This is a genomic window from Pseudomonas sp. GW821-FHT10B02, from assembly GCF_059415665.1.
In genome coordinates this window covers 464,057-471,520 of sequence record NZ_JBWKNR010000003.1, presented here as the reverse complement: position 1 = coordinate 471,520, position 7,464 = coordinate 464,057, and the positions used below count along the sequence as shown (strand labels likewise).

10 protein-coding genes are annotated in these 7,464 nt (G+C 60.4%); 2 read left to right on the top strand and 8 right to left on the bottom strand.

What is annotated here, in order from left to right:
* Window positions 1-180 precede the first annotated feature (180 nt).
* Window positions 181-702 carry a dihydrofolate reductase family protein gene (locus AC07OF_RS07840; RefSeq protein WP_495072735.1) on the top strand — a complete coding sequence of 174 codons (522 nt, stop codon included), beginning with the start codon at window positions 181-183 and terminating at the stop codon, window positions 700-702.
* A 95-nt stretch (window positions 703-797) separates the two neighbouring features.
* Here the strand turns inward: AC07OF_RS07840 and AC07OF_RS07835 are convergent, their stop codons facing one another.
* The 5 genes from AC07OF_RS07835 to AC07OF_RS07815 all read right to left on the bottom strand — a co-directional run bounded on the left by AC07OF_RS07835 (window position 798) and on the right by AC07OF_RS07815 (window position 4,948).
* On the bottom strand, window positions 798-2,093 hold the full coding sequence (locus AC07OF_RS07835) for an NAD(P)/FAD-dependent oxidoreductase (RefSeq protein WP_157191136.1): 1,296 nt from the start codon (window positions 2,091-2,093) through the stop codon (window positions 798-800).
* Between the two features lie 84 nt (window positions 2,094-2,177).
* The gene (locus AC07OF_RS07830; protein ID WP_038606914.1) at window positions 2,178-2,351 is read right to left on the bottom strand and encodes a DUF3094 family protein; all 174 of its coding nucleotides are present in this window, start codon (window positions 2,349-2,351) and stop codon (window positions 2,178-2,180) included.
* A gap of 168 nt (window positions 2,352-2,519) precedes the next feature.
* Window positions 2,520-3,149 carry a DUF1780 domain-containing protein gene (locus tag AC07OF_RS07825; protein WP_038606917.1) on the bottom strand — a complete coding sequence of 210 codons (630 nt, stop codon included), beginning with the start codon at window positions 3,147-3,149 and terminating at the stop codon, window positions 2,520-2,522.
* 59 nt (window positions 3,150-3,208) lie between these two features.
* Window positions 3,209-4,240: an MBL fold metallo-hydrolase gene (locus AC07OF_RS07820; protein WP_157191137.1), complete on the bottom strand. Its 1,032-nt coding sequence runs from the start codon at window positions 4,238-4,240 to the stop codon at window positions 3,209-3,211.
* 42 nt (window positions 4,241-4,282) lie between these two features.
* Complete coding sequence (locus tag AC07OF_RS07815) at window positions 4,283-4,948, bottom strand: hypothetical protein (RefSeq protein ID WP_157191138.1); 666 nt, start codon at window positions 4,946-4,948, stop codon at window positions 4,283-4,285.
* Between the two features lie 126 nt (window positions 4,949-5,074).
* On the opposite strand from AC07OF_RS07815, the gene AC07OF_RS07810 reads away from it, so the two are divergent.
* Window positions 5,075-5,764, top strand: a complete 690-nt coding sequence (locus AC07OF_RS07810; protein ID WP_157191139.1) for an energy-coupling factor ABC transporter permease — start codon at window positions 5,075-5,077, stop codon at window positions 5,762-5,764.
* Between the two features lie 3 nt (window positions 5,765-5,767).
* Here the strand turns inward: AC07OF_RS07810 and yacG are convergent, their stop codons facing one another.
* From yacG to AC07OF_RS07795, 3 genes are read right to left on the bottom strand one after another with little or no spacing between them, the layout of a single operon-like run.
* Window positions 5,768-5,974: a DNA gyrase inhibitor YacG gene (yacG, locus tag AC07OF_RS07805; protein WP_038606928.1), complete on the bottom strand. Its 207-nt coding sequence runs from the start codon at window positions 5,972-5,974 to the stop codon at window positions 5,768-5,770.
* A complete protein-coding gene (gene coaE, locus AC07OF_RS07800) occupies window positions 5,971-6,594 on the bottom strand; it encodes a dephospho-CoA kinase (protein ID WP_157191140.1) in 624 nt (207 codons plus the stop codon). The genes yacG and coaE overlap by 4 nt, the downstream gene beginning before the upstream one ends.
* Window positions 6,594-7,463, bottom strand: coding sequence for a prepilin peptidase (locus AC07OF_RS07795; protein ID WP_157191141.1), 870 nt, complete (start codon window positions 7,461-7,463; stop codon window positions 6,594-6,596). Before AC07OF_RS07795 ends, coaE begins: the two co-directional genes overlap by 1 nt.
* Window position 7,464 lies beyond the last annotated feature (1 nt).

Below are 7,464 nucleotides of genomic sequence, written 5' to 3'. Positions count from 1 at the left end.
GGGGTATAGCGCAGTCCGGTAGCGCGCCTGCTTTGGGAGCAGGATGTCAGGAGTTCGAATCCCCTTACCCCGACCATATTCAGAGAAAAGGGCACCTTTAAAAGGGTGCCCTTTTTTCGTTTCTGCAGCCCTGAATATTGCCTGCTACTATCCGCCAATATTCTGCAAGGGAGCTGCCCCATGACCCTCAAAGCCTCCGTATACATCGCCACCAGCCTCGATGGCTTCATCGCCCGCGAGAGCGGTGAGCTGGACTGGTTGATGGTTGCCACCACCTCCAGCGACGACCACGGCTATGCCGCTTACATGGCGACGGTCGATACCCTGGTCATGGGGCGCAACACCTACGAGAAAGTACTGACCTTTGGCGAATGGCCGTATCCGCACAAGCGCGTTGTGGTGCTGAGCAGCACCCTGGGCCAGGTGGAGGGTGTCGAGGTGCATCCCGGGCCGATTGCCGACCTGCTCGAGCATCTGCGCGACACAGGCGCCAGGAGCCTGTACCTCGATGGTGGCCAGGTGGTGCAAAGCTTCTTGCGTGAAGGGCGGGTAGATGAACTGACCATCACTCGGATACCGGTGTTACTGGGCAGCGGGATTCCCCTGTTCGGGGCATTGGCGGGGGATGTGAAGCTGCAGCATGTGCGCAGCACCACATTCGAGAATGGTTTTGTGCAGAGTACTTATCGAGTACTCCGTTAATGGGGCTGCTTTGCAGCCCATCGCCGGCAATGCCGGCTCCCACATGCCTGGTGTTGCACACAGACCTGTGGGATCTGGCCTTGCCAGCGATGATGTCAGTGCAGCTTCAGGCGCGGCTCGGTGCCACGGCCAATGCGGCTACCCAACATCAGCATCAGCGTACGGAACGTGCCATACAGCGCCATCTGGTGCATGCGGTACAACGACACGTAGAACATCCGCGCCAGCCAGCCTTCGAGCATGACGCTGCCGGTCAGGTTACCCATCAGGTTACCCACCGCCGAGAAACGCGACAGCGATACCAGCGAGCCGTAATCGCGGTAGGCGTAAGTCGGCAACGGTTTGCCTTCCAGGCGTGCCTTCAACGATTTGGCCAGCATCGAGGCCTGCTGGTGGGCGGCCTGGGCCCGCGGCGGTACATTGCGGTCGCTGCCCGGCTGAGGGCAGGCGGCGCAATCACCGAAGGCGAAAATGTCGTCGTCCAGCGTGGTCTGCAGGGTAGGGCGAACCACCAGTTGGTTGATCCGGTTGGTCTCCAGGCCGTCGATGTCCTTGAGGAACCCCGGCGCACGGATACCCGCTGCCCAGACTTTGAGACTGGCCGGGATCACATCGCCATTGCTGGTTTTCAGCTCGGTGGCCGTCACTTCACTGACTGAAGCATTGGTCATCACCGTGACCCCGAGCTTTTCTAGGGTCTGGTGCACCGGCACGCTGATACGCTCCGGCAACGCAGGCAGTACCCGCGGGCCCGCTTCGATCAGGGTGATGTGCATGTCCTTGGGCTGGATGCGGTCCAGGCCGTAGGCAGCCAGTTCGTGTGCCGCGTGATGCAGTTCGGCAGCCAGCTCCACGCCCGTGGCACCGGCACCGACAATCGCCACGCTGATGGTTTCGTTGGCCTGATCGCCGGCATGGGCGCGCAGGTAATGGTTGAGCAACTGCTGATGAAAACGCTCGGCCTGCTTGCGGGTATCCAGGAACAGGCAGTTCTGCGCCGCGCCAAGGGTACCGAAGTCGTTGGTGTTGCTGCCTACGGCGATTATCAGGGTGTCGTAGCCCAGAGTGCGCGCAGGCAGCAGCTCGCGGCCTTCTTCGTCGAGGGTCGCGGCCAGCTGGATCTGTTTGCTCTCGCGGTCCAGGCCACTCATGCGGCCGAGCTGGAACTGGAAGTGATTCCACTTGGCCTGGGCCACGTAGTTCAGTTCGTCTTCCGAGGAGTTCAGCGAGCCTGCGGCTACTTCGTGCAGCAATGGCTTCCAGATGTGCGTCAGGTTGGCGTCGACCAAGGTGATGCTGGCGCTGCCCTTCTTGCCCAGGGTTTTACCCAGGCGGGTCGCCAGTTCCAGGCCGCCGGCGCCGCCGCCGACAATCACAATACGGTGAGTCATGGGGATATCTCATAAGGTTTACGGAATTCTGGTCGTGAGTCATCGGCCGCTCAGGGCGGGCGGTTTGGGCGAGCGCAAGGCAGCTCATAGCACCAGGTTACTCAGGAGGCGGCTCAACAGGCCCAGGCCAACAGTCACCAGCACCACCATGACAAGGAGCAGCCAGGGCCGGAAAGGCTTGCGCTCGACTTGATGTTGGGGGGCTTGCAGGTATTGATCGACACGACGTTGGTCTTCGGGATTCAGGCGGCTGGTCATGAGGGCCTCGTCAGGTAGACGCTTGTGACTGAAAGGAAGCTACAGGGTTCACTGTAGTTGTTTGAGCAAGGCCCATGGCGCAGTCACGCGGCGGTCATTATGACGAATGATTGCGCTTTGTATCACCGCCACGCAATTTATGCCATTACGCGTTGGCAGGGGGCCAGCTCAAAGGCTGATGCCGACATCGAAAACAATGCTGCGGCCGAGGTTACCGCGCAGAAAGTCCGGCGCATCCGGGTGGGCGAACAGCACCCGGGCGAAGGTCGGCCCCACCAGCGACAGCGAGCGCCAGCCCTGGCGCAGGTATTCGGTGGGCGGCGGGAAGTGGCTGTTGAGGTCGAGCACCTCACGCTTGAGGCTGGCGAAGGCGATGATGTCCAGTTCGCTCAGGTCGAGCCCGCGTTCCTGGTAGTTGTGCGATTTTTTGCGCAAGGTCGGGGCCAGACGCTGCAACAGCTCCTGGGCACTGATCCGCCGCGGCCGCGCTTCGCGCCGCACCAGCTGGCTCAGGGAAAAGGCGCTGCGCCGCCGTTGTAGCTCTTCGCGCCACTCGTCGTTGAGCCGACGGCCTTCATCGAGGACGAAAAACACCTCGAAAGCAGCATCGCGAAACAGCACGTCAGGCGGCTCTTGACCGGCGGGGGTAAAGTCCTCGCTACGGTAAGGAATGTTCAAGCCTTGCAGCAGGCGCTGGCAGACCCAACGCTCACGTTCCCATTTACGGGCATTGGAAAGAAACGCATTGGCTTGTTCGGCCTGAATGGTTAGCAGGCGCAAGTAGTCTGAGTCGTCCATGGGGACAAGCTTAGCGTCCAATTGTGTCTTCAGAAATAAACCCGTTAACCAAGCGTGGGTTACAGCGGCGGCAGGGCTATCTCGCTGAACGGCTTGGGCATCACGATCTGTGATGCTTGCGGCAATGTGGTGCGCACGATCCGGTACAGGGCGTATTCGTCTTTTTCGCCGCGTAACACTTTGAGGTCATCAGGATCGCCACTGAAAAAGTCCTCCCAATGGCACAGTACAACCAGCTTGGGTTGAGTCGCTTCGATCAGGGCCTGTGGATATCTTTTGACTTGAATCCACGACGCCACCGGCAGGATCACGACATCGATACCTCTGTTATCGCCAGGATCGGGAGGAAATCCATAAGGTTCTTCACTTGAACTGTCCTGAAAGTGGATGCGGTAGACGGTTTTGCCGTTTTCATCCAGCAGGTCCACCAGCCAGGCCAGGGTCTGGCCTTCCTTCCAGTTCCGGAAGCTTTTGGGCAAAGTTTTCAGGTCTTGTTGGTAACTGCCACCCATCAGGTCAATTTGTGTGACGTTTGGCGCGTGGCTGCTCTGAATCGGCATGGCCCGGAAAGCGCCTTTTTTCGACTTGAACCAGCCATCTTCCCGGGCAATCGGGCGTGGGCCGTTGGGGCCTGGTAGCCAGGCCATTTTCTGCTCGGCATCTTCGAATTCGCGCTCTGCACTGACTTCAGCACGCAAGATATGCCCGGCAGTACGCGAGCCATAGAAGGTCGCGTTTGGGGTTTTATGGTTCAAAACCCAGGCCACATCGAGCAGGTGATCATAGTGAGCGTGACCGACCAACAGCATGGTCGCTTCCGGCGTTCTGGGCATACCATCCTTGATTCTTTTGACATCGGGTGTGAGCCAGAGCAGTTGGAGTGGAGACGGGCGGCTGAAAAAAGGGTCGAACACTACCGCTTCATCACGCCAGCGCAGCCGAAACCCCGCCACCCCGAAATACTCCAGTTTTGGTTGTGTCAGCTTGTGCTCGTCCGATAGCTTGATCGGGCCGAGTTGGCTCAGGTCCTGGGCACAGCCGGCCGTCATCAGCATCAGCATCAGCACCAACACCATCAGCATCCAGCGCATCGCACATCCTCCATGCTCGCGTTCAGCGCCAAGGCATCGGCGTTACTGTTGTGATTCGGTGATTGTGACGCGCGCGCAGCCCTGGTTATTGCGGTAGAGGAGATCCCCCAACACCGACCCGCCCCCCACATCGTTCACGTAGAAAAACAAAGGACCGTCGCTGCGGGCGGTAAAACTGCTGTTGAAGATTCGGCCGCCTTCCACGGCAACCGCATCAGGAGGGCAGCGCCACGCTTTGGGCCACTCCTCGATCTCCGGTTCAGGATCGCAGTGTTCTGACGGTAATAGTTGTTCCGGCTTGATGGGCAGCGCGTAAATGTCGTCGCCAGCAGTGCCGATACGCACCATGGTCTGAAACCAGGGCAGATCCGGATGCCGGCGCATAGACGTTGAGAGTGCCATTAGCCACGAAAGCGGAAACTCCAGCGGACATTCATAGCCGCCAGGGTTGGCCGGAATCTGCCGGTCACTCCAGCGCCACTGATCAGGCACCTGCATCTTCACCTGATAAGTGCGGCCTTGCTGAACCTGCATTCCGGAGTAGGCGCAGAGTGAGCGCGTGTCGAACCAGAAGGTCGCCGTATTGCTGGCGCTGCCCTCCTTTACCTGACACAAGGTTTGATAGTTAGCCGCCGAAGCGGGCAGCGGCTGGCCCAGCAGTGTTGCCAGAGCAATCACCAAGGGAGCGGTAATGAGAGGCTTGGGCATGACTCACTCCGTTTCAGGAGCGCCAGGGTCGCTTGCGTTTGAGCATAGCTGAAGGCCAGCACCGGCGTGGCTCACTGCTTGAGGTGTAGACTGCCAGCAAAGTCTTGTCTGAAGGGCTCTGCTGCCGTGATTGATGCTCAAGTGCTGTCTGACCACAGCCTGACCCTGGGCTGGGTCGGCTATGTCGTGCTGTTGGTGTGGGCGCTGGCGCGTACGCGTTGGGTCGAGTTGTTCACTGACAGTCGTCGCCAGCATCTGCTGTTCGGCACCGTGTTCGCCTTGTTCGCGCTGTGGTTGGTGCGCCGCGACTTCGACAACGGGGTGTCGTACCACTTCATCGGCATGACTGCGGTCACGTTGTTGCTGGATTGGCCACTGGCGATTGTCGGCGGCCTGCTGGCGCAGGTCGGGTTGATCTTGCTAGGGCGTCAGGACCTGGCCGCCATGGGCGTCAACGGCCTGTTGTTTATCGGCCTACCAGTGCTGGTCACCGAAGTCTGCGCGATCCTGGTGGAACGGGCGCAGCCGAAAAACCTGTTCGTTTATATTTTCTGTTCGGGATTTTTTGCCGCAGCCCTGGCGGCACTGCTGTGCCTGTTGCTCGGGCTGGGGTTGCTGTGGCTGGACGGGCGCTTCGTGATGCCGGAGTGGATCGAAGACTTTATCGGCTACCTGTGGCTGATCATCTTTCCCGAAGCCTTTATCAACGGCATGATCGTCAGCGCCCTGGTGGTGTTTTGCCCGGAGTGGCTGGAGACCTTCAACCGCACCCGCTATCTGCAGGCACCGTGGAAGGACGACGACGCCGGGCGCTGAGGCTCAATGGTGGGCGCGTGGATCGAGCTCGCCGGAAAACAGTTCGTCTTCAGCATCCGGCGCGACCGGGATCTTGTGCTCTTCAGCAGCCCACGCCCCCAGGTCGATCAGCTTGCAGCGATCGGAACAGAACGGCCGGAACGTGCTGGCGGCGTTCCATTCAACGGGGGCGCCACAGGTCGGGCATTCTACGGTCATGGGTTGGCTCATGCTTGGCCTCCTCGCAAAGTCAGATAAAAGTGATGCAGGCGGTCGACCTCCGAATGCAGCCAGGTCAGGTCGCGATCATTGACCAGCACATCGTGGGCATGGCGCAGGCGCTCTTCGCGGCTGGCCTGGGCCTTGAGAATGGCCTGCACCTGTTCCGGGCTGGTCTGGTCGCGCAGCAGGGTGCGCTGGATCTGCAGCTCCTGCGGGGCATCGATCACCAGCAGGCGCTGGGTGCGCTGAAACTGGCCCGATTCGACCATCAGCGGCGACACAAACACCGCATAAGGCGACTCGGCCTTGGCCAGGTAACTGAAAATCTCCTGACCGATCAACGGATGCAGCAGGGCTTCCAGCCAGCGCCGTTGCTCGGGGTCGCTGAAGATCAGCTCGCGCAGTGCCGCACGGTTCAGTTGGCCATCTTCCTGCAGCACACCGGCACCGAAGCGCTCGACGATACGGGCCAGTGCCGGACGCCCGGGTTCGACCACCCAGCGCGCGGCCTGATCGGCATCCACCAAGTGCACACCCAGCTCGACAAAGCGCTGGGCCGCAGCACTTTTGCCACTGCCGATGCCGCCGGTGAGGCCGAGAATCCAGGGAGTGAAAGCAGCGGTGGTCATCACATTCCAGAAAGGTTCAGGTAAGAAGTGGTTATTTGACCACCCCAGAGCAGTGCGATCCAGCCCGCGATGGCCAGATAGGGACCAAAGGGGATCGGCGTGCTGGTTTGCTGGCCTTTGGCACGCAGCATGATCAGCCCGATCACCGCACCAAGTACCGACGACAGCAGCAGGGTCAGCGGCAGGATCTGCCAGCCACCCCAGGCACCGATCAGCGCCAGTAGCTTGAAATCGCCGTAACCCATGCCCTCTTTACCGGTGATGATCTTGAACAGCCAGAACACCGACCACAGGCTCAAATAACCTGCGACGGCGCCCCACAGAGCATCTGACAAGGGCACGAACAGCTCGAAAGCGTTGACGATCAGTCCCAGCCACAACAGCGGCAACACCAAAGCATCGGGCAACAGCCGGTGCTCGATGTCGATCAGGCTCATGGCCAGCAGTCCCCAACTGAACAGCATCAGGGCCAGCGCAGCGGTAGTTGCCCCCAGATACCAGGCGACAAACACCGTCAGGGCCGCGCAGCCCAGCTCTACCAGCGGATAACGGGCACTGATGGCGCTGCGGCAACTGCTGCAGCGTCCGCGCAGCAGCAGGTAGCTCAAAACCGGAATGTTTTCCCAGGCGCGAATGCGATGCCCGCAGTGCGGACACTGTGATGCGGGCAAGAACAGATCGTAACGCTCGGCTTCAGGCTCGCTGGGCAGCTCGAGCACCTCCCGCGCTTCAGCCTGCCACTGGCGTTGCAGCATGATCGGCAGGCGGTGCACCAGCACATTGAGAAAACTGCCGACGACCAGCCCCAGGAGCAGGGCAAAGCTCAGGTATAGCAGCGGCTGGCTGGCCAGCGTATCCATCAGGTCCATG

Bases quoted from the DNA above. Each gene is read 5' to 3' on its own strand.
- yacG (WP_038606928.1), bottom strand. From the start codon at position 5,974: ATGAGCCAACCCATGACCGTAGAATGCCCGACCTGTGGCGCCCCCGTT.
- AC07OF_RS07830 (WP_038606914.1), bottom strand. From the start codon at position 2,351: ATGACCAGCCGCCTGAATCCCGAAGACCAACGTCGTGTCGATCAATAC.
- AC07OF_RS07795 (WP_157191141.1), bottom strand. From the start codon at position 7,463: ATGGACCTGATGGATACGCTGGCCAGCCAGCCGCTGCTATACCTGAGC.
- AC07OF_RS07840 (WP_495072735.1), top strand. From the start codon at position 181: ATGACCCTCAAAGCCTCCGTATACATCGCCACCAGCCTCGATGGCTTC.
- AC07OF_RS07815 (WP_157191138.1), bottom strand. From the start codon at position 4,948: ATGCCCAAGCCTCTCATTACCGCTCCCTTGGTGATTGCTCTGGCAACA.
- AC07OF_RS07825 (WP_038606917.1), bottom strand. From the start codon at position 3,149: ATGGACGACTCAGACTACTTGCGCCTGCTAACCATTCAGGCCGAACAA.
- coaE (WP_157191140.1), bottom strand. From the start codon at position 6,594: ATGACCACCGCTGCTTTCACTCCCTGGATTCTCGGCCTCACCGGCGGC.
- AC07OF_RS07820 (WP_157191137.1), bottom strand. From the start codon at position 4,240: ATGCGCTGGATGCTGATGGTGTTGGTGCTGATGCTGATGCTGATGACG.
- AC07OF_RS07835 (WP_157191136.1), bottom strand. From the start codon at position 2,093: ATGACTCACCGTATTGTGATTGTCGGCGGCGGCGCCGGCGGCCTGGAA.